The following is an 18,407-nucleotide window of genomic DNA, read 5'->3' on the forward strand; positions in this document are numbered from 1 at the left end:
GCTGCGATAGGTCTCGCGCGTCACTTTATAAAGCATCTCATGCCTATCACCACATCGAAAACACCCGTACCGGCAGACTGGTTTCGCAAGGGGCTGCGCGACGGTACGCCCTTTGTACTGGTTGTCGGGCCCTTTGCGGTGCTTTTCGGTGTGCTGGCCACCGAGGCCGGGCTGAACGTTCTGGAAATACTTGTTTTTTCAGTTGTGGTGATTGCGGGAGCTGCGCAGTTCACCGCCCTGCAACTGATGACAGAAGAAGCGCCCACAGTCATCGTTCTGGCCTCGGCGCTTGCGGTCAATCTGCGCATGGCAATGTATTCTGCATCGCTGACGCCCTGGATCGGTGCAGCGCCGTTGTGGCAGCGCGCGATCGTTGCCTATTTCACACTGGATCAGTCCTATGCCTGCGCCATCGCGCAGTATGAAGAACGGCCTGATATGAGCGTACCGGAACGTATCCGCTATTTTGCCGGCGCGGTGCTGCCGGTCGTGCCGACCTGGTATGGATGCACTGTTCTGGGCGCTTTGCTGGGCGCACAGATCCCCCAGGGTTTTGCGCTGGATTTCGCGCTGCCCATCACATTCCTGGCCCTCGTTGCGCCTATGTTGCGGACGCCCGCCCATATCATCGCGGCGTTTGTATCAATCATCGTCAGCCTGCTGGCCGCCGGCGTACCGTGGTCACTGGGCCTGGTGATTGCAGGCGTTGCGGGCATGATGGCCGGTGCCCGCGCCGAGCTGTGGTTCGCGACAAGAGGGGCAGGCAGATGATCGACAGCATTACCCTCTGGACGGTCATTATCGGGCTGGGACTGGGCAGCTATCTGCTGCGTTTTACATTCATCGGCCTGGTGGGAGACCGCCCCATGCCAGCCTGGCTGCTGCGCCATCTGCGGTATACAGCTGTGGCGGTACTGCCAGCGCTCGTAGCCCCGCAGGTAGTCTGGCCCGCCGCGACAGGCGGTGAGCCTGATCTGCCACGCCTGACTGCAGCCTGCGTCACGCTGCTGGTCGGCTATTTTTCACGGAATGTCTTCGCGGCACTGATTTCCGGTGCCGTTTCGCTTTTCGCCATGCTCGCACTTGTGGGCTGACCTGCTCAGATTTGTGCGCCTGCGATACCGTCGCGGACATCGCCTGCATCGTTTTCGTAATACCGATCCGTGACCACACCGGGACGCGTCTCCAACTGCTCCATCAGGCGCACCGGGAACCACGTATGATCGACGTCCTCGAAACCCGGGATTTTCCGCATGATGTCAGAGGTCGCATTGGTGCAGAATGATCCCGGCACAGCGCCCCGTGAACGCACGAGGGCCAGGGCCGTCTCTGCCTGTTGCGGCGTAACGGTAAACTCCTGGGATACCACGTGGTAGGTGCTGCGGGCATGTGCGCTTTTGTAGGCCTGCACCCACCCGGGCGTCACCCCGTACATGACATCCCCTCGCCTGGCGATGTCGGGATGTTGAAAGGATCCGGCGGGATCGAAAATAACCTGCTGCGAACCACTGACCATCAGGGCTGTGTGCCCGCCACTGCCGGTCCGGTTATTGACCATGGTAAAAACGGTGATTTTCGGTGGCCCCGGCGGCACATAAACCGAAGCCGCAATGCGCTCTGCTGAGGCCTCATCCGGACGCGGGCCCGCGCAGGCCGCGACCAGAAGAACAAGCATCAGTGCTGCCAGGATGCGCATTGGACGGACCTGCCTGCCGTTTATGTCAGGTGATGAAAATCGCCATCCAGATGATGATACCGATGATGACGATGACCGACCATTTGGTCCAGGCCATAAAACCGGCAAAGGTTTTTTCCTGCGTTTCGGTGTCCATCTCGCCGTGTTTGTGTTCTGCCATTGCCGCAGTCCCCGTGTCTGAAACGTTTCCGCCCAAGCCCTAATGGATTCGAAACCCGCTGTCACCCGCATTGCGCCCTGATGCGCGCAAATGCCCGGGGCACGAGGCAGCCAGCCGATCAGGTGGCATCATCACTGTCAGTTTTCCCGCCAGCCTCAAGGTCCTCAACCAGACGGAACCCGATACGCTGAGGTGCCTCGCGTTCACGTGGTACGGGCAAAGCGCGCAGCATGACGTTCAACTGGCTGACATGCTGGATCAGTTGCATCCGGGAGCCGCTTTCATCACTGCCATAAAAGGTTACGATGTCAGGGTCAAAATACCCCATGCCTTCGATCCGCAGGACGCCGGTGTCTCCGCCAGCAAACCCCATCGCCACTTCCTGGGTGTTGTCGAGTTCCTCTTCGAAATTTTTGAGGTAGACGATGATGCGCTCATAGGCCCACCGCGCGGGAGATTTCTGTTCCGCCGGTTTGGCGGACAGCGCTTTGGGGACAGGCCGGTCTCCCGCATTCTGCGCGTCCGGACGGGTATGGACTTCGTGCAGCCCGGCCAGAACAGCCGCCTCACGTACTTCTGCGGATGTCCTGATTTCGTCGCCCATTACTTATCCTTTGCGCTGATACACCCACGCACCATCATCGCGCAGGCTGCGTGTTGCACGCCCTTCCTGATAAAGATGGCTCAGATGTGCGACGGCTTCAACCAGCGCCAGACCATATTCACCTTCGCCGATGCTCCGCTTGAAGAGTGGCGCAAAGCACTCTCCGGCGGCCTTTGGCGTATCCAGAAAATCCAGCAGTCGCGCCAGCGCGCCATGGTGGTTGTCGATCAGCTGCCGCATCCTTACCGGCAGGCCGGTAAAGGGCAGCTTGTGCCCCCCCAGCACAAGATGATCGGACCGGGCCAGCTGTGACAGACGCTCGCAGGCCTCCAGCCAGTCCGCGACAGGATCGGCCATCGGTTCTGTCGGGTAGACGCCGATGTTCGGGCTGATTGACGGCAAAATCTGATCCCCCGCCAGAACGAGATTGTCGTCACGGCTCCAGAAAGTTGCGTGCTCGGGCGCATGACCATTGCCAATATGCACGTCCCAGTCACGCCCGCCCATGCGGATCACATCGCCCTGTTCCAGCCGCGTGTAGCCGAGTGGCAGTGGCGCCACGACATCGGCGAAGTTAAACGGGCGCTCCGTTCTGCGCTTTTCCAGGATTTCCGCATCCATGCCTGCCCTGCGGAAAAATTCCAGCGCTTCGGGTGCTGGTACGTCCTGCACATCCAGCGTCAGCATGCGCGCCATCAGCCATGCCGTGCGTGTGGTCAGCAACTCTGCACTCTGTTGCTGCATCAGCCAGCCAGCGAGGCCGACATGATCCGGGTGATGGTGGGTCACGACAACACGGTTCACGGGACGCCCGCCGAGAGGCCCGGCGATCAGAGCTTTCCAGATTTCTTTGCCACGCCGCGAGGCAAAACCGGTGTCAATAATTGTCCAGCCATCGCCGTCATCCAGCGCATAGACATTGACGTGATCCAGTTTCATCGGCAGCGGGAGCCGCATCCACAGCACACCCTGTGCGACTTCAACAGCCTCTCCCTCTGCGGGGGCTTCCTGCCAGGGATATCTGAGCGGTTCCGGCGACTGATCCTGCATCAGGCGGCCAGTTCATCCGCGCTGAGGGTGTAGAGATCACCGGCGCCATTGCGCGCCTGCGCCAGCAGAGCGGCGTGTTCCGGCAGCAGACGCAGAATGTAGAACCGGGCCAGTTTCTCGCGGGCGGTGTCTTTGCCAGCAAGTGCCGCACGCAGATGCACCCATCCGCCCAGAACGCGCGCAAATGCCCGCAGGTAAGGAACCGCGCCGCCAAAACGTGTGGTCATGTCCTCTTCGCTGACCAGCCATTCTGTGGTTTCACGCAAGGTTTCGCTGGCCTGCCAGACGGCATCTCCAAGGTCGGGAAAGCTGCTGCGGGCCTCTTCTGCGCAGGCTTCGATCTCGTCGAGCAGCCTGAACGCTGCATCCCCCCCGTCCATCATTTTGCGCGCCACAAGATCCATCGCCTGGATACCGTTGGTACCTTCGTAAATGGCGGTCACCCGCACGTCCCGGCAGAACTGTGCCGCACCCGTTTCCTCGATAAAGCCCATCCCACCATGTACCTGCAGCCCCATGTCGCTGACGGCGATGCCAGTCTCGGTGCCAAAGGATTTGTTGACAGGTGTCAGCAGAGCAGCCCGGGCTTTCCAGTGGTCCTCTCCGGTGGCATTCGCCATATCAATTGCGACAGCGCAGCTCAGCGCGATACCGCGCGCAGCAAATGTATCCGCCTTCATGCTCATCAGCATGCGGCGCACATCCGCATGATCGAGGATTGTGCCTGTGCCATCTGACACGGTGCTGCGACCCTGTTTGCGTTCCGTCGCATAGGCCAGTGCATGCTGAAACGCAGCCTCGGCCACGCCGATACCCTGAACACCGACACCAAGACGGGCATTGTTCATCATGGTGAACATGGCCGCCATTCCGCCCTGTTCCTTTCCGATCATCCAGCCGGTGGCATTGTCATATTCCATCACCGCGGTGGGTGAGCCATGCAAGCCGAGTTTGTGTTCCAGACTGACCACGCGGACACCGTTTGCCTTGCCCGGCGCCCCGGTATCATCCGGGATAAACTTGGGCACGAGAAACAGGGAAATCCCCCTGGTGCCCGCCGGCGCACCCGGCAGCCGGGCCAGCACCAGATGGCAGACATTCTCTGCCGCGTCGTGATCACCCCAGCTGATGTATATTTTCTGGCCGGTCACCGCATAGGTGCCGTCACCGTTATCGGTTGCTTTGGTCGACAGGGCACCCACGTCAGAGCCCGCCTGAGGCTCGGTGAGGTTCATCGTACCACTCCACTCTCCCGAAATCAGCTTCGGCAGATAGAGCGCCCGGATTGCATCGCTGGCATGGTGCTCCAGCGCTTCGATCTGCCCCTGGCTCATCAGCGGCGCAAGTTGCAGCGACAGGCAGGCCCCGCTCATCATATCGTTCACAGCTGAGGCAAGGGTTATCGGCAGCCCCATGCCCCCATGCCCGGGATCAGCCGAAATACCAATCCAGCCGCCCTCTGCTATCGCTTTCCAGCCGTCTGCGTAACCCGGCGACGTGCGCACGACGCCGTTTTCCAGATGCGCCGGATGCAGATCCCCAGGACGCTGAAGAGGTGCCAGAACGTCTTCGGAAAGACGTCCCGCCTCGGTCAGGATGGCGCGGGTCATGTCCGGTGTCGCTTCTGCGAAACGCTCTGTCTCTGTCACGCGATCAAAGCCGACGACATGGTCAAAAAGAAATGTGAAATCATCCACGGGCGCGGTATAGGTCATGGAAAGGTCTCCGGCATCGCTGCGCGCTGGCTTGGCAAGTCGCACGGCAGCTTATAAGGCGTGATCCAGATCATGGAACGGCATTGCCCGGGCGGCAACCAGAACGCGGCGTCACGAAGTCAGATGAACCAGAGCTTAACCCAAATGCTGACGGCAGATGATGCAGGCATTGCGCGTGCGGCTTCCCTGTTGGAAAGCGGCCTGACCGTCGCCTTTCCCACCGAGACGGTGTACGGCCTCGGTGCGGATGCGCGCAACGGAACGGCTGTGGCGGCCGTTTATGAGGCCAAGGGCAGGCCAGCTTTCAACCCGCTGATCGTGCACGTGGCAGGGACGCAGCAGGCACAGGAATACGTTCACTGGAGCGATACAGCGGACCTTCTCGCGCGACATTTCTGGCCTGGTCCGCTGACACTGGTTCTGCCGCTGCGCGAGGGTCATGGGCTGGCATCGCTGGTCACAGCGGGGCTGCCGACCGTGGCCATCCGCGTCCCTGCCCATCCTGCCGCCCGCGCACTGCTGCAGGCCTTTGGGGGCCCGGTCGCGGCACCTTCTGCAAACCCCTCCGGACGTATCAGCCCCACGCGGGCCGACCATGTGATGGCGGGACTTGGAGGAAAAATCGCGGCGGTACTGGACGATGGCCCCTGCACCGTTGGCCTGGAAAGCACGATCGTGGCCACCGATCCGCAAGCGCTGCTATTGCGCGCGGGCGGGCTGGCAACCGAAGAGCTCGCGCGCGTGCTGGGAGAGATGCCCGGCCAGCCGGAAGCGGGAGCTATCACCAGCCCCGGGCAATTACTGTCGCACTATGCGCCGGGCGCGCCATTGCGGCTTGATGCCTGTGCGCCCGTTTCAGGCGAAGTAATGCTCGGTTTTGGCCGGATGGACTGCGATCTGAACCTGTCAGAACGGGGCGACTTGACAGAAGCCGCCACCCGGCTTTTTGACTGCCTGCATCAGCTGGACCGAACGGGCAAACCCATCGCCGTAGCGCCGATCCCGGAGCATGGTCTTGGCCGCGCCATCAACGACAGGCTGCGGCGGGCTGCCGCCCCGCGCTGAGACATCAGGCGTGACCGGCCTCGCTTGACAGCAAAACCGGGTCAACGCCCATAGTTTTGAGTGCTTCAAGCCACTGCAGCCGGGCGGCGGTGCCAAACACCAGCCGCTGTGAACCTTCGGCAATCAGCCAGCCATTGCGGGCGATCTCGCTCTCCAGCTGCCCGGGACCCCAGCCTGCATACCCCAGCATCATCAGTGCCCGTTTGGGTCCCTCGCCCTTTGCGATCTCTTCCAGGATATCCAGCGTGGCGGTCATCCCAAAGCCTCCCGGAACCGCAAGCGTGTGCAGTGCGGACTGGTAATCACCTGAATGGAGCACAAAACCACGACCCGTCTCGACCGGCCCACCAAAATGCACAGGCATGGATCTGGCTTCTTCTGTCGGTTCGATCTCGAGCTGATCGAGCACATCGCTCATACGGATATCATCGGTGACTTTGTTCAGGATCAGGCCCATCGCGCCCTTTTGCGAATAGTCGCAGATCAGCACAACGGACTGCTCAAAACGCGGATCATCCATTGCCGGCATGGCCACCAGCAACCTGCCAGCCAGATGCAGTCCGTTTTCTGAGTTGAGTGCCCCCGTCATAGCTCAACCATGGCGACTTGCCCTTTGTGGCGCAAGTCCCGCACCGGGGCAAAAACGGCGAAACATGGCTGACCTTAACGTGACTTGGCATTTCAGCGCATCGGGCGCATATCGGAAGCATGAAAAACGCAATTCTGTTCTCTGCCCTCATCAGCCTTGGCATGGCCGGACCATTGTCTGCGCAGTCCGGCTTCAAAGAACCGGTCACAGCACAGGTCTTGCCCGGCTGGGTGAAAACCGACGGTACACGGGTCGCCGCGCTGCATCTGTCGCTGGCGCCAGGCTGGAAGACCTATTGGCGCGCGCCGGGCGACGCTGGTATCCCGCCTGCATTCGACTGGGCCGGATCTTCCAATCTTTCTTCGGTCGGCATTTCCTGGCCTGCACCAAGCGTATTCGACCAGAATGGCATGCGGTCTATCGGGTACGAGAATGAGTTGATTATTCCGCTGACAATTACTCCCCGCAGCCCGGGTAAACCTGTCAGGCTGTCTGTCGACATGGACCTTGGCGTCTGTTCAGACATCTGCGTGCCATATGAACTCGAATTCGAGGCCACGCTGGACAGTGACGCAAGCCGCCCGACTCCGGCAATTGCTGCAGCGCTGGCCCAGATGCCCTATTCCGCCAGAGAGGCCGGTGTGACCTCTGCGACATGCCGGGTGGAGCCGACCGAGGATGGCATCAGGCTCGAAGCGCGTGTGTCTATGCCCTCTGCCGGTGGCCAGGAAGTCGCAGTGATTGAACCGGGTGTTCCGGGGGTCTGGGTCAGCGAAGCGGACACCCGTCGCAACGGAAACAGCGTCGTCGCAGTATCAGAAATGATCCATGCGGACGGCGGGGCAATTGCACTTGACCGAAAAGCGATCCGGATCACGGTGCTGGGCAGCAGCCATGCCGTTGATATTCAGGGCTGTACACCCGGCTGAAGCGGACGGCGGCGCACAGTAAGCCAGGCCGCAGCAGTAACATAAGCCACCAGCGAAATCACGGCACATCCCGCAACAAATATCACAAACGCCGCCGTAACCGGTGCAAGCCCTGCAATGAATGGGACAGCGCGCAGCATCACCTCTGGCAGGGCGTCCCGCCATGCAACCATCCCCAGTGTTGCGCATGCCCAGACCGCAATCACACTCCACAGCATCGCAAAACTGACCCTGACACCCCGAACGGGTGCGCGCAGTCCCCGGCGCATGGCTGCAATCTGCCGGGACAGGTCATGCCCGATGGCCAGCAGAGCGGGCACCACCAGCAACACCAGTACGACACCAAAGCCCAGGCCGTATACCAGTGTGATGATGGACGGTTTGAGGAACTGCGCCTGTACGCTTTTCTCGTAAAGCAGCGGCGCCATGCCCAGAACTGTTGTCAGTGTTGTCAGCAGAACCGGTCTGAGCCGGTCTGCAGCGCCATCGATAATCGAGGGGATCAACCCGCGTTCCTGCGCATACTCGTCGATCGTGGTCACAAGAACGATAGAGTCGTTGATGATGATACCCGTCATGCCCAGCAGGCCCACAACCGTGAACATGCTCAGCGGCACATCCCAGACGACATGCCCATAGATCGTCCCGATCAGACCAAAGGGAATGATGACCATAACGACTGCCGGGCGGGACCAGCTGCCAAATATCCAGGCCAGCACCAGGTAAATGCCCGCAAGGCACAGAATCTGACCGTTCAGCGCACCGCTGAGAAACGCACTTTCCTGCTCGGCAAGGCCAGCCAGCCTGTAGCGGATCTGACGTTCGCTGGCCACGGAGGGCAAAATTTCGTCCTGCAGTGTCTGCTGGATTTCATTGGCGCGGGCCGGATTGTCCTCCGAGATATCTCCTTTGACAGAGATCACGCGCACACCATTGTAGCGCTTGATCTCGCTGAAACCCGCACGCCGCTGCACGGTAACGATATCCGTCAGTGGGACGTAGAGACCCTCGGGCGTGCGCAGCTGAGTGCTTTCCAGAAAATCTGCTGTCAGCTCGTTTTCGGGCAGTTCCACGCGTATTTCGGCACTGCGTCGCCCTTCGGGATAGCTTGCGGCCTCGATCCCGCCCAGACGGTTGCGCAGCGTCTGGCCCAGAGCGTCGCTTGTGAACCCAAGCGCTTTGCCCCGCGCCGTCAGATCAAGGATCAGCTCTTCGCGGTCATATGCCAGCGTATCCTCAAGTGCCGAAACCTCAGGAAAACTGCTCAGAGCGGCCTGAATGTCGAGACTTGCGGCTTTGAGCGTCTGCGCATCAGCACCAAAGAGTTCGATGTCGAGCGTGTCCGCTTCCGGCCCGGACCGGGTGCGCCGGAAACTCACCACCTCTGCCAGCGGATGCTGGATCACTGCCTTCTGCAGATCAGACACAAAGGCGCCGCTGGTAAAGGGGCGCAGATCGGCGTCCGTCAGTTCAATGGATATGCCGCCCAGCAGGTCGCCATCCTTGCCCTCAGCACCTGACAGACCTCTGCCCGCGTTGCCACCAATCCTGGCGACGGCGGACGTCACCGGCGCCACACCAAATTCTTCCTCGTACTCCGCGGAAACCTTGTCGAGCGCACTCTGCAGAAGGCCCATCATCGCGACGGTATCTGCACGCGACGCACCCTCTGCCATGGCAAAGTTTCCATAGAGCACACTGCGTTCCGGCGCGTTAAAAAACCGCCACTGCACGTCGCCGCGCAGAAAAACAGCAATCTGACTGGCCAGCAAAAGAATGGCTCCGGCAATTACCGCATACCGGCAGGTGATCACACCTGCCATGAAGGGTCGGAACAGCTTTTCCCGGAACCACACAAATCCCTTGTTTACCTGGCGGCTTGGCCAGTCATACCAGCGCTCTTTTGCCCGCGCCGCAAGCGCGTGGGACATGTGGTTGGGCAGTATCAGAAAGCATTCGATCAGCGATGCTGTGACAACCGCAATGACCGTAAGCGGGATATCTTTGACAAACCGCCCGTACCATCCGTCAATCGCAGCAAGCCCCATAAAGGCGATAATCGTGGTCAGCGTCGCAGCCAGCACCGGCAAGGCCATGCGGCGGGCTGCATTTTCGGCTGCAACAACGGGGGGCTCGCCCAGGTGCCGCGCGCGGTAATCTGCGTGCTCTCCCACGACAATGGCATCATCAACGACGATCCCCAGCGTGATGATCAGGCCGAAAAGCGTGATCATATTCAGTGTCTGCCCACCGATATACATGATCGAAAGCGCCGCCAGCATCGCAACCGGGATGCCCGCAGCCACCCAGAACGCCGTGCGGGCGTTCAGAAACAGGAACAAAAGCGTCACGACCAGAGCAAGCCCCGTCAGACCATTATCAATCAGCATGCTGAGACGGGCGGAAATTGCCGCTGAGCGGGTGTTCACAAGTTCTGCGGTGACACCTTCGGGCAGGGTCATCTGCAACTGCGCGACTGCCTCTTCCACCGATTTCTGGATATCAATCGCATCGCCCTGAACTGATCGGTCAATGCGCAGCGAAACAGCGGGGGTGTCGCCTACAAAAAAGCTCAGATCGCGATCGGGGCCGGGCCTGCTGACCGTGGCAACATCGCCCAGGGTCAGCTGCGAACCGTCTTCGTTTGTCCGCAGTACGATACCCGAAATCTGATCGGCTGCACGTTTTTCCGAGCCTGTGGAAACGCGCGTGTTGGTTCCAGACACATCACCGGCAGGATCGGTATCAACCTCTGCCGCGATGATCTGCGCAATTTCGGCCATCGAAAGATCGTATGCCACCAGGTTCACCGATGGCACTTCGACAACTGTCTGCGGCGCCGCAACCCCCTGAAGCGTCGTTCGCGTAACACCCCGCGTGTACAGCATGGCAATCAGTTCATCGCCAAAGAGCCCCAGTTGGTAGGCATCCACGGGACCATGAATAACAACATTGGTCACCCGGTCGCGCCAGCCGGTTGCGCGCACTTCGGGTTCCTCAGCGGCCTCTGGCAGGTCGGTTGTTTCATCTACAGCGATGCGCAGATCTGCGATGCCACGTTCCAGGTTCCAGTCAGGTTCAAACACCACATAGAGATACGCGCGCCCGGACTTGGCAGAGGAGGTCACGGTTTCCACCCCGTCCACTGCCATGAGTGACGGCGTCATCAGATCAACAACGGCGCGGTCCACCTCCTCGGCCCCGGCGCCCTCCCACTCTACCGTGACAGATGCCGCCTGGCGCACCACATCGGGAAAAAACTGCGCACGCAGATTGGGCAGTGACACAAGCCCTGACAGCAGGAGCACGACCAGTAACAGGTTGGCGGCCGTCCGGTGGCGGGTGAAGTAAGACAGAATGCCCGATGGGGTGATCGTCTGCAGCCCGCGCATGTCTATCCGCCCATCCGGCTTTCAATGCGGCGCACGACCCTGCGAGGCACCCGGGTCTCAGCCAGTTGCGCAAGCACGCGCGCGCGCGCCGCTTCCGGCATTTCCCCGTTGTCGCGCACAAAGGCCACAAGGCGCGCACGCCGTTCATCGGTTAGTTCAATATTTTCAGACACGGCAGCGGCCTGCTCTTCGAGTGCGGCAGCAGTGTCCAGCGGCCGTACCGCGATACCGGGGCCAAGCAGCGGCGTGCGTGCGTTGACCACATCACGTCCCTCAAGGCCCTCACCGGATACGATAATCTCGTTCCCTTGCCGGCGCAGAAGCGTGACAGGCACCGAGATCAGACGACTGTCTTCTCCCATCACCAGTACATCGCCTGCAGCCCCCAGTGCTGCGGCTGGCAGGCGTACCACACCGTCCAGAGGAGGTTCCTGAACTGTGACGGTCACAAAGTCGCCCGGGCGAAAACCGCGGGGGTCCGAAAGTGTCGCAAATATCAGCCGCCCGGTCTGACCCTCGGCAGCACCTGCACTGACACGGGTGATCGACCCGACCGCACGCAGATCTGCGCCCGTGACGTCAAGCGTCGCAGTCACAGAGGCCGGGATGAGATCCCCCGCAGCATCCAGAAGGCGGGTATATTGCGCCGTCGAAACACGGAACGCGACCTCCAGGTCGGAGGGGTCGATGAGATCGGCAAGGCGTTCGTTGACGCTGACCAGCCCCCCTGCAACCACGGCAGTTTCGCTCAGAACACCGTCAAACGGTGCCTTTATTGTGGTGTCCGTCAGACTGCGCCGGGCGTCTTCGAGGGCGATTTCCGCGCGCGACAGACGTGTGGCTGCCAGATCTATGCGGACCTCTGCCTGCGTCACGGCCTGGCGCGTCGAAATCACGACCGCGCGCGCCGCCGCTGCGGCCAGTTCTGCGGTCTCAACAGCGGCGGCTGTGCCCACGCCCCTTCCTGACAGATCAGACTGCCGCTCGAATGCCCGCGCGCGCAGGTCGGCCTGGTCTGCCGCTGCTTTCTGCTCTTCCCGCGCCAGCCCCAGGCTGCGTCCGGCATCGCGCACTTCGGCACGGGCGTCTTCCAGATCGGCAGTCAGCCGGTCAAGCTCTGACTGGGCATCGCGCGGATCGATCTGCAACAAAACATCGCCCTCGGAGACCGAACCGCCGTCCTCAAATTCCTCAGACAGCGAAATTATCCTGCCCGCAACAGCGGTCCGAAGTTCCAGCGTCCGCCGCGACGAAATCTCGCCAAAAGCGCGCAGCACGGGCTGTTCCCTGCCCGGCTCGGCTCTGGTGAGTGTGACGGCGAACACACGTTCGCGTGGCGCTGCGGATGGCGGCGCATCTGCAAACCGTACCTGCAGCGCGTCGCGTATCATCAGACCGGCAAAAACCAGCATGCCCAGCGTCATCGACGCCAGGAAAAATCCGATCATACTCTGTCTCAAAAACCGCATGTGCTTCGCATTTCCAGGAGGTTGAGCCTGTCCACTATAACCTAGAGGGCCCGAAAAAAATACCAACCCACAAGGGTGTTACGAAGCAAAAGCCTATTTCCGTCGCTGACTTTCTGTCAGCCTGGGCAGAATTTCCACAAAATTGCAGGGACGGTGCCGGAAATCGAGCTGCATCTTCAGAATCTCGTCCCAGGCATCACGGCAGGCACCCGGACTGCCCGGCAGCGCAAAAAGATAGGTGCCATTGGCCACGCCGCCGGTGGCACGGCTTTGAACGGCACTGGTGCCGATCTTTTGCATCGAAACGATGGTAAAGACCGTGCCAAAGGCATCAATTTCTTTTTCGTATACATCCCGGTGCGCCTCGACCGTGACATCGCGGCCCGTCAGCCCGGTGCCACCCGTCGAAATGACAACATCAATTGCACTGTCGCGGCACCAGGCGCTCAACTGTGCGGCAATATCCTTTCGTTCGTCAGGAAGAATACGGCGGTCTGCAAGCTCATGGCCCGCCTCAAGCAGACGCGCGACAAGAACATCCCCGGACCGGTCCTGCGACAGATCACGGCTGTCTGACACCGTCAGAACCGCAATGCGCACCGGGATAAAGTCTTTGCTCTCGTCAATCCGGCTCATCGGACCTCACTTTCCTGAGTTTCGGTGGCTTCCGTCATCTGCAATCCGCGCGCTGATTTCCAGCAGATCGGTCCAGGCCTCGCGTTTCGCCGATGGTGTGCGCAGCAGATAAGCGGGATGGCACATCGGCATGACCGGTACGCCGGCGGCTTCCGTCCAGGTGCCACGCAGTCGCGTGATGCCGCGTTTTTCCAACAGGGCGTGGGCGCTGTTGTTGCCCATTACGACGAGAACCTTCGGCTGTGCCAGTGCAATATGCCGCAGCAGAAATGGGCGCATCATTGCGATTTCTTCAGGAGACGGATCACGGTTCTGCGGCGGCCGCCAGGGCAGGACGTTTGTGATATAGACCGGAGCAACGGTATCTGTGCGCGCCATGCCGATGGCCGCAAACATACGGTCCAGCAACTGGCCCGCAGCACCGACAAATGGCCGGCCTTCTCTGTCCTCATCACGGCCCGGGGCTTCGCCGACAATCATCACCGGCGCACCTGCCACACCATCACTGAACACCAGATTGCGGGCGCCTCTTTTCAGGGCACAGTGCTCAAACTGCTGCATCTCTGCACGTAAAGCCTCCAGCGTATCAGCAGCGGCGGCAGCTTTCTGTGCCGCAGCGACAGCGTCTACTGACGGTTTGCCCGGTTGCGCAGGTGCCGCTGCTGACGCTTCCGCGGCTGGTTTGGCGGCAGCCGGTTTCGCTGCTGTTTGCGGCAAGTCATAGCAATTCACCGGGGCGTCACAGATGGCCTCTGTCGCACCCAGTTCCACCTGCCAGTCCAACAGCGCCAGCGCATGATGAAAATCTGTTGATTCCATGCGGGCACCTTAACGCCTCTGCCAACAGGACTGAACAGACGGAATCGCCGGATGAGCCTGCTTGCCCGCCCGTCTCCGCGTCCCTATAAGGTGAAAAATCGCCAAAGGTTGCCGTCATGACGTTTCCGCACCGACATCTGCTTGGAATCGAAGCTCTGCGCCCAGGGGAAATAACGGCTTTGCTGGATCTGGCAGATCAGTATGCGTCGCTCAACAGGCAGCCGGACAAACACGCGGACGCATTGGCCGGGCTGACTCAGATCAACATGTTTTTCGAAAACTCGACCCGTACGCAGGCGAGTTTCGAAATCGCCGGAAAGCGTCTGGGGGCGGACGTTATGAATATGGCCATGCAGGCCAGTTCCCTGAAAAAGGGCGAAACCCTTATCGATACAGCCCTGACACTGAATGCCATGCATCCTGATCTGCTTGTGGTGCGCCACCCGCATTCCGGCGCGGTCGATCTGCTGGCGCAGAAGGTGAACTGTGCCGTGCTGAATGCCGGAGACGGACGCCACGAACACCCGACGCAGGCGCTGCTGGATGCGCTGACCATCCGGCGCGCAAAAGGCCGCCTGCACCGGTTGTCGATTGCAATCTGCGGCGACATTGCACACAGCCGCGTTGCCCGGTCGAACATCATGCTGCTGGGCAAAATGGAAAACCGGATCCGCCTGATTGGCCCGCCCACACTGATGCCATCGGGTATTTCAGAGTTTGGTGTCGAGGTTTTCGACGACATGAAGAAGGGGTTGCAGGACGTCGATGTGGTCATGATGCTCCGGCTGCAGAAAGAGCGCATGGATGGGGGGTTTATCCCGTCCGAGCGTGAATATTTCCACCGTTTCGGGCTGGATGCGGAAAAACTCTCCTACGCCCGTACGGATGCGATTGTTATGCACCCGGGGCCTATGAACCGCGGTGTTGAAATCGACGGCACCATCGCGGACGATATCAACCGGTCGGTCATTCAGGATCAGGTGGAAATGGGCGTCGCAGTACGTATGGCAGCCATGGATCTACTGGCCCGCAACCTGCGACTGATGCGCGAAGGTGCTGCATGAGCAATGTAATAACCGTCCCAGCCGGTGAGGCCGCGACGATCCGTGTTTTTGCGGTCAACCGGCCCGTCGACACGATACGCGCAGATCTGGCACATATGCCGGTTTCTGATCTGGCACGGGACCTTTTGGGTGATCCGCACCTGAACACTGCCAGTACAGAGATTTTCCCGGCAGCCGATCTGGCTGGGGTCGGGCTCGCCTCCTATCTCAGCGAAGGCTATGCCGTTTCAGAAAACGATCTGACGCCGGACCGTGCAAAGCTGGACGCGCTGGAGGGGTATATTCTCCTGCTTTTTTCCGACAGCTTTGCAGGCGCCGCCGCAACGCTGAAGCCCGGATCAGATGTCGCGCTGATCGGCAGCTATGCGGAATTCAGGCCCGGGTATTCCTCCGGATCTCTCACGGCGGACAGCGCAATGCCCTACACCGGCGTTCCCGGTGTCGTCCCGATGGCACCTGCAAAGGGCGCTGCGGGCAGCATTATGGTGGTTATCGCCATCGCGATCCTGATCGTTCTTGGCCTCTGGTGGTTGCTGACATGAAAACACGAAAGATGGGCGGATGAACGAACCAAAAGATCCGAAAATGTCCGGCCGTGTTGCCATGATCGCCCTGATCATAGCCTTTGCGATCGTTGGGCTGATGGTTTGGGTGGGGGCCTGATCGCATGAGCAGGCTGACATTTCTGAACGCACGTCTCGTCAACCCGGAAACCGACGAGGTTGTTACCGGTGGAGTGACTGTCGAAAACGGCCGTATCACCGACGTTGCCAAAGGCAGTGTTTCGCCACCGGCAGAAGGACGCATCATTGATTGTGGCCTGAAGTACCTTGCCCCCGGCATTGTCGATATCGGCGTCAAAGTCTGTGAGCCGGGCGAGCGGCACAAGGAAAGCTACCGTTCCGCCGGACTGGCCGCCGCGGCAGGCGGTGTCACAACAATGGTGACCCGCCCCGATACAACACCGGCTATCGACAGCCCGGAAACGCTGGAATTCGTGACACGCCGTGCGAACGAAGCGTCACCTGTCAACGTATTGCCAATGGCCGCCCTGACCAAAGGGCGCGAAGGCCGTGAGATGACGGAAATCGGTTTCCTGTTGGATGCCGGTGCTGTTGCGTTTACTGACTGCGACCGCGTGATCGCAGACACCAGGGTGTTTTCGCGGGCTCTGACCTATGCGCGTTCGCTGGATGCCCTGGTCATCGCGCACCCGCAGGATCCGGGCCTGAGCAGGGGGGCGGCTGCAACGTCCGGCAAATTCGCCTCCCTGCGGGGGCTGCCCACTGTATCGCCGATGGCCGAGCGCATGGCGCTGGACAGAGATCTGTCGCTGGTGGAAATGACCGGCGCCCGGTACCACGCAGATCAGCTGACCTGCGCCAGGGCCCTTCCCGCGCTGGAACGCGCCCGGGCAAACGGCCTGGACGTCACCGCTGGAACATCCATTCACCATCTGACCCTGAATGCGCTGGATGTCGCGGATTACAGAACGTTCTTCAAGATCAAACCGCCCCTGCGGGACGAACAGGACAGGCTGGCCGTCGTCGACGCCGTTCGCACCGGACTGATCGATATCATCTCTTCAATGCACACCCCGCAGGACGAGGAGAGCAAACGCCTGCCTTTTGAGGAGGCCGCATCCGGCGCGGTGGCCCTTGAAACACTGCTTCCTGCTGCGATGCGCCTCTATCACGCCGGACTGATCGAATTGCCCGTTCTGTGGCGCGCCATGTCTCTGAACCCGGCCAAACGGCTGGGGCTTGATGCTGGCAGGCTGACGCCGGGCGCCCCGGCGGATCTGGTGCTGTTCGATCCGGATGCGCCCTTTCTGATGGATCGCTCAACACTGCGCTCCAAGTCGCGCAACACACCGTTTGACGGCGCGCGAATGCAGGGCCGGGTCCTGGCGACCTATGTGGGAGGCACCTGCGTGTTTGAAAAAACATGATGCCAGCGATTGAAAGCACCATTGGCCTGCTCGCCTTCTGGGCGGTTGCGGGGTATCTGCTCGGGTCCGTTCCCTTTGGCATGGTGCTGGCTCGGGTGATGAACCTTGGCAATCTGCGGGAAATCGGTTCGGGCAATATAGGTGCCACCAATGTACTGCGCACAGGCAGCAAAAAAGCGGCAGCACTGACGCTGCTGCTGGATGGCGGAAAAGGGGCCGTTGCGGTCCTCGCCGCACGCGCAATGGGTGGAGAAAATACCGCTCAGGTGGCAGCCCTGGCCGCAATGCTCGGCCATTGTTATCCCGTCTGGCTGAAATTCGCAGGCGGTAAGGGTGTCGCGACATTTCTCGGCATCGTCCTGGCGATCAGCTTCCCCGTCGGACTGGGTTGCTGTCTGGCCTGGCTGATCGGTGCCTTTTCGGTACGCATTTCATCTGTGGGTGCACTTGTCTCAGCTGCGTCGGCACCGGCTCTCATGGCTTTCCTGGATACAGGCGATGCGATCGGGCTGGCGGTCTTGCTCGCTGTGCTGATCTTCTGGCGGCACCGCGCAAACATAGCGCGGTTGCGGGCCGGAACCGAACCCAGAATAGGACAAAAATCCTGAGCGGGGACGATGCAACCGCCTTTGCTGATGCGCTGTCTGCCCTGCCCGTCGGCACGCATACAGGACACGCTCACGGTCGCCGGTACATATTCACCAAGACGCTCTTTAACAAAGGCCGCTCTGTCAAACTGGTCGCTGAGGAATTGGGTGGTTCTGACTACATCAGCCTCAATTTCTACTGGCTGAAAACCGGGCGCCGTCTGTTTCCCTGCGAGATGAGCAGGGAAAAAGTCACCCGGTTTGTAACAGCCCTTGTGCCGGATCATCCCTCTGTGGAATAGCCCCCATCCGGGTCGTGCACCTCATCGCCTTGCAGGGCCGGTGAGAAAACACAGATCAGCCTGAGCGGCACGTCATGATCGTTCCGAACCCGGTGCCTGTCATGTTTATCCGGCGCATACAGAATACCCGGCGCGATGCGATGTTCAGTTTCCGTTGCATGGTCGGTCACTGTGCCCTCGCCTGAAATGCAGTAACAGGCCTCGATGTGATGCTGATACTGCAGCTCCAGATCAGCGCCCGGCAGAACCTCTGTCTCGGTCATGGAAAAGCCCATGCCATCCGATTTCACCAGCAAACGCATACTGGTCCAGCCCGGACCGGACGCATCACGTGCTGTACCTTCCAGCTCTTTCCTGTCTGTAACGATCATCTTCTGCT

General features: G+C 60.5%; 19 protein-coding genes. 8 read left to right on the forward strand and 11 right to left on the reverse strand.

Annotation, left to right across the window (positions count from 1 at the left end; genetic code table 11):
* Positions 1-39: 39 nt before the first annotated feature.
* Positions 40-771 (forward strand): AzlC family ABC transporter permease, encoded by a 732-nt coding sequence (locus Q1A34_RS16420; RefSeq protein WP_300036571.1) that lies wholly within the window; start codon positions 40-42, stop codon positions 769-771.
* Positions 768-1,094 (forward strand): AzlD domain-containing protein, encoded by a 327-nt coding sequence (locus tag Q1A34_RS16425; protein ID WP_300036574.1) that lies wholly within the window; start codon positions 768-770, stop codon positions 1,092-1,094. The genes Q1A34_RS16420 and Q1A34_RS16425 overlap by 4 nt, the downstream gene beginning before the upstream one ends.
* A 5-nt stretch (positions 1,095-1,099) precedes the next feature.
* On the opposite strand, the gene Q1A34_RS16430 is transcribed toward Q1A34_RS16425, so the two are convergent.
* The 5 genes from Q1A34_RS16430 to Q1A34_RS16450 all read right to left on the reverse strand — a co-directional run bounded on the left by Q1A34_RS16430 (position 1,100) and on the right by Q1A34_RS16450 (position 5,225).
* A complete protein-coding gene (locus Q1A34_RS16430) occupies positions 1,100-1,696 on the reverse strand; it encodes a hypothetical protein (protein ID WP_300036577.1) in 597 nt (198 codons plus the stop codon).
* Positions 1,697-1,721: 25 nt separating this feature from the next.
* Positions 1,722-1,856 (reverse strand): aa3-type cytochrome c oxidase subunit IV, encoded by a 135-nt coding sequence (locus Q1A34_RS16435; RefSeq protein WP_300036580.1) that lies wholly within the window; start codon positions 1,854-1,856, stop codon positions 1,722-1,724.
* Positions 1,857-1,974: 118 nt separating this feature from the next.
* Positions 1,975-2,460 (reverse strand): hypothetical protein, encoded by a 486-nt coding sequence (locus Q1A34_RS16440; RefSeq protein WP_300036583.1) that lies wholly within the window; start codon positions 2,458-2,460, stop codon positions 1,975-1,977.
* Positions 2,461-2,463: 3 nt separating this feature from the next.
* Positions 2,464-3,510: an MBL fold metallo-hydrolase gene (locus tag Q1A34_RS16445; RefSeq protein WP_300036586.1), complete on the reverse strand. Its 1,047-nt coding sequence runs from the start codon at positions 3,508-3,510 to the stop codon at positions 2,464-2,466.
* Complete coding sequence (locus tag Q1A34_RS16450) at positions 3,510-5,225, reverse strand: acyl-CoA dehydrogenase (protein WP_300036589.1); 1,716 nt, start codon at positions 5,223-5,225, stop codon at positions 3,510-3,512. Before Q1A34_RS16450 ends, Q1A34_RS16445 begins: the two co-directional genes overlap by 1 nt.
* A 123-nt stretch (positions 5,226-5,348) precedes the next feature.
* Here Q1A34_RS16450 and Q1A34_RS16455 point away from each other — a divergent pair, with 123 nt between their 5' ends.
* Complete coding sequence (locus tag Q1A34_RS16455; RefSeq protein WP_300036750.1) at positions 5,349-6,290, forward strand: L-threonylcarbamoyladenylate synthase; 942 nt, start codon at positions 5,349-5,351, stop codon at positions 6,288-6,290.
* Between the two features lie 4 nt (positions 6,291-6,294).
* On the opposite strand, the gene Q1A34_RS16460 is transcribed toward Q1A34_RS16455, so the two are convergent.
* Entirely contained in the window at positions 6,295-6,879 is a 585-nt protein-coding gene (locus Q1A34_RS16460; RefSeq protein ID WP_300036592.1) for a YqgE/AlgH family protein, read from the reverse strand.
* 119 nt (positions 6,880-6,998) lie between these two features.
* On the opposite strand from Q1A34_RS16460, the gene Q1A34_RS16465 reads away from it, so the two are divergent.
* The gene (locus tag Q1A34_RS16465) at positions 6,999-7,808 is read left to right on the forward strand and encodes a protein-disulfide reductase DsbD domain-containing protein (RefSeq protein WP_300036595.1); all 810 of its coding nucleotides are present in this window, start codon (positions 6,999-7,001) and stop codon (positions 7,806-7,808) included.
* On the opposite strand, the gene Q1A34_RS16470 is transcribed toward Q1A34_RS16465, so the two are convergent.
* The 4 genes from Q1A34_RS16470 to Q1A34_RS16485 form a co-directional block, all read right to left on the reverse strand.
* Positions 7,787-11,200 carry an efflux RND transporter permease subunit gene (locus Q1A34_RS16470; protein ID WP_300036598.1) on the reverse strand — a complete coding sequence of 1,138 codons (3,414 nt, stop codon included), beginning with the start codon at positions 11,198-11,200 and terminating at the stop codon, positions 7,787-7,789. The genes Q1A34_RS16465 and Q1A34_RS16470 overlap by 22 nt on opposite strands.
* 2 nt (positions 11,201-11,202) lie before the next feature.
* Positions 11,203-12,669, reverse strand: a complete 1,467-nt coding sequence (locus Q1A34_RS16475; protein ID WP_300036601.1) for an HlyD family efflux transporter periplasmic adaptor subunit — start codon at positions 12,667-12,669, stop codon at positions 11,203-11,205.
* 93 nt (positions 12,670-12,762) lie between these two features.
* Entirely contained in the window at positions 12,763-13,305 is a 543-nt protein-coding gene (gene moaB, locus Q1A34_RS16480; protein WP_300036604.1) for a molybdenum cofactor biosynthesis protein B, read from the reverse strand.
* A 6-nt stretch (positions 13,306-13,311) separates the two neighbouring features.
* Complete coding sequence (locus Q1A34_RS16485; protein ID WP_300036607.1) at positions 13,312-14,124, reverse strand: uracil-DNA glycosylase; 813 nt, start codon at positions 14,122-14,124, stop codon at positions 13,312-13,314.
* A gap of 116 nt (positions 14,125-14,240) precedes the next feature.
* Between Q1A34_RS16485 and Q1A34_RS16490 the strand changes: the two genes are divergently transcribed.
* From Q1A34_RS16490 to plsY, 4 genes are all read left to right on the forward strand, one after another.
* Positions 14,241-15,188 (forward strand): aspartate carbamoyltransferase catalytic subunit, encoded by a 948-nt coding sequence (locus Q1A34_RS16490; protein WP_300036610.1) that lies wholly within the window; start codon positions 14,241-14,243, stop codon positions 15,186-15,188.
* Positions 15,185-15,730 carry a hypothetical protein gene (locus Q1A34_RS16495; RefSeq protein ID WP_300036613.1) on the forward strand — a complete coding sequence of 182 codons (546 nt, stop codon included), beginning with the start codon at positions 15,185-15,187 and terminating at the stop codon, positions 15,728-15,730. The genes Q1A34_RS16490 and Q1A34_RS16495 overlap by 4 nt, the downstream gene beginning before the upstream one ends.
* Before the next feature lie 125 nt (positions 15,731-15,855).
* Positions 15,856-17,139 (forward strand): dihydroorotase, encoded by a 1,284-nt coding sequence (pyrC, locus tag Q1A34_RS16500; protein ID WP_300036616.1) that lies wholly within the window; start codon positions 15,856-15,858, stop codon positions 17,137-17,139.
* Entirely contained in the window at positions 17,139-17,747 is a 609-nt protein-coding gene (gene plsY, locus Q1A34_RS16505; RefSeq protein WP_300036752.1) for a glycerol-3-phosphate 1-O-acyltransferase PlsY, read from the forward strand. Before pyrC ends, plsY begins: the two co-directional genes overlap by 1 nt.
* A gap of 262 nt (positions 17,748-18,009) precedes the next feature.
* Here the strand turns inward: plsY and Q1A34_RS16515 are convergent, their stop codons facing one another.
* On the reverse strand, positions 18,010-18,399 hold the full coding sequence (locus tag Q1A34_RS16515; RefSeq protein ID WP_300036619.1) for an ectoine synthase: 390 nt from the start codon (positions 18,397-18,399) through the stop codon (positions 18,010-18,012).
* Between the last annotated feature and the right edge of the window lie 8 nt (positions 18,400-18,407).

The organism is uncultured Roseobacter sp., from assembly GCF_947491795.1.
Lineage (GTDB): Bacteria > Pseudomonadota > Alphaproteobacteria > Rhodobacterales > Rhodobacteraceae > Roseobacter.